This window comes from uncultured Ligilactobacillus sp. (assembly GCF_948826705.1).
Lineage (GTDB): Bacteria > Bacillota > Bacilli > Lactobacillales > Lactobacillaceae > Ligilactobacillus.
On record NZ_CAQLEL010000146.1, the window covers coordinates 1 to 1,749 of the forward strand.

General features: G+C 41.7%; 4 protein-coding genes. All 4 read right to left on the reverse strand.

The features are described from left to right. Positions 1–156 precede the first annotated feature (156 nt). The 4 genes from Q9Q35_RS10990 to Q9Q35_RS11005 all read right to left on the reverse strand — a co-directional run bounded on the left by Q9Q35_RS10990 (position 157) and on the right by Q9Q35_RS11005 (position 1,749). Complete coding sequence (locus Q9Q35_RS10990) at positions 157–627, reverse strand: ArpU family phage packaging/lysis transcriptional regulator (protein WP_221677977.1); 471 nt, start codon at positions 625–627, stop codon at positions 157–159. Positions 628–690: 63 nt separating this feature from the next. Then, on the reverse strand, positions 691–1,077 hold the full coding sequence (locus tag Q9Q35_RS10995; protein WP_304653403.1) for a hypothetical protein: 387 nt from the start codon (positions 1,075–1,077) through the stop codon (positions 691–693). Further along, positions 1,074–1,229, reverse strand: a complete 156-nt coding sequence (locus tag Q9Q35_RS11000; protein ID WP_221677975.1) for a hypothetical protein — start codon at positions 1,227–1,229, stop codon at positions 1,074–1,076. Before Q9Q35_RS11000 ends, Q9Q35_RS10995 begins: the two co-directional genes overlap by 4 nt. 382 nt (positions 1,230–1,611) lie before the next feature. Further along, positions 1,612–1,749 (reverse strand): RusA family crossover junction endodeoxyribonuclease, encoded by a 138-nt coding sequence (locus Q9Q35_RS11005; RefSeq protein WP_304653404.1) that lies wholly within the window; start codon positions 1,747–1,749, stop codon positions 1,612–1,614.

Consider the following 1,749-nt stretch of genomic DNA (forward strand, 5'->3'; position numbering starts at 1 on the left):
GAGTCAATATCAACCACTGGACTTTTACTTCGGCATCAAATGCCACCGGTTCACGATCCCACTCCTTTAGCAATTTCTTTGGCAAACGGATAGCTTTTGAATTACCCCATTTTCGTATATCTAATCTCATATCAGCACCTCCGTTATCATTGTACATCAAAGTTTTTTATAAACATGTAGATCTTTCCACCACAAACAACACGTCTCAAACGCATCTGCAAACTCATTTTCTGCCTTACGTTTCTTTTGCTGATAACGCGATCGCTCGCACCCGAGCATTTCGCACATACTCCATGCGTCTTTATTGTCTGCATACACTCCGATCAAGATCCGTCTGCTTTCGTCACTGATCACATTGATAGCCTTACCAACGCTTGCTAACGTCTGTTGTGCATAGATACGCTTGTCCATTTTTTCTTCTGCTCGGTTTCCAAAGGAAGGCGATCGCGGTTCGTCTGACATCACTGGTGATTTTATGTAGCTACCACTCACACCAGCCCATCTGATCAATTTTGGATAATCTTGCTTGAAGAACTTGCGCACTTTTGCAGCAGTCTCGATCGTATCGACTTCCATTCTGTCAAATTGTAGTTGAAATTCTTGTGCCTTTTTTAGATCAAGTTCCATTAGACCGCTCTCCCTTATGTTATAATTAGTTGTTGAATTTTATTGGGAGAGCGTGGTGAGTGATCACTGCGCTTTTTTTCGTATGATCTTGTAGCGCTTTTGCACCATTCTGTTATCTCTTCGATTATTAACGATCACGCTTTCAGACACACCTAATTTTTGTGCTAGTTTAAATGCGCTGATCGTTTCATATTTTTCGCCTGTTTCAACGTCTATCGCTTGCCATATATATACTATTCGTGGCTTACGTGGTAGTCTTGAGCCTTTATAATGTTTCTGTGTTCCCTTTAAAAACGTTTCCCATGCGGTTCTTGTAATAATGTCATTTGGATCATCTTTGATCCGTTGTTGGATATCTCGTCTGTGCGCTGAGATATCAAAATCGTTATACTCATTTTTTAGATAGGTCACCGCTCCGCCGAAAGTTTGTACAAGTTTAAGTTGGTTCATTTGTGACCACCTACCATTCTGCTCAACATTTCAACTGCTAATGCTTCTTGTCCATCATGCCAACCTAGCTTATGCTGCCGCTCTAGCTCTTTAGCTAGTTCATGTTCTTGCATACTTATCAGCTTGCTCGCTATCTGCTCGAATTTGTTCATATTCTCTTGTCTCCTTATTTTTTATTTATTGCCTGAGCAAATGCCCCGTGAACGGGCTCGAACCGTTCTGGCGTCCTTTGCGGGGCTGTAATTATGTTCTAGTAGGATCGCTTGACCTGCGATGTTGTGAGTATCTAAATCAATTAGCTATCCTCCTATGCGAGCTTAATTGAGCAATGAGTTAGTCGTTGTTATATTTTGTTTGCCATCCGATCCACTCGCAAGATCGTTGGCAATGATCGACGGTACTTATTCAGCCACCGCCGACCTGTAAAACCCTAGTCCGAAGCTTTGCAATTAAGTTTTAAAGAAAGTTTTCACTGTAAACAAAAGGAGGTAAATTAGTAGTTTCGTTTGCTTCGTACTTCCCACCCGCCACGTCTTACAACTCTGTCACCGTGATCTCGATATGCGGATCATCGGAGTAATACTTGTGTGCATGTAGATCAACTATGCGTGCGTCATCTGTCCATAAAATGCCGTTTAAGGCGTCTAACGTACTTTTGATGTAATTATCCAA

Excerpts from the sequence above, each read along its gene's own strand:
- Q9Q35_RS10990 (WP_221677977.1), bottom strand. The coding sequence starts at position 627 with ATGGAACTTGATCTAAAAAAGGCACAAGAATTTCAACTACAATTTGAC.
- Q9Q35_RS10995 (WP_304653403.1), bottom strand. The coding sequence starts at position 1,077 with ATGAACCAACTTAAACTTGTACAAACTTTCGGCGGAGCGGTGACCTAT.
- Q9Q35_RS11000 (WP_221677975.1), bottom strand. The coding sequence starts at position 1,229 with ATGAACAAATTCGAGCAGATAGCGAGCAAGCTGATAAGTATGCAAGAA.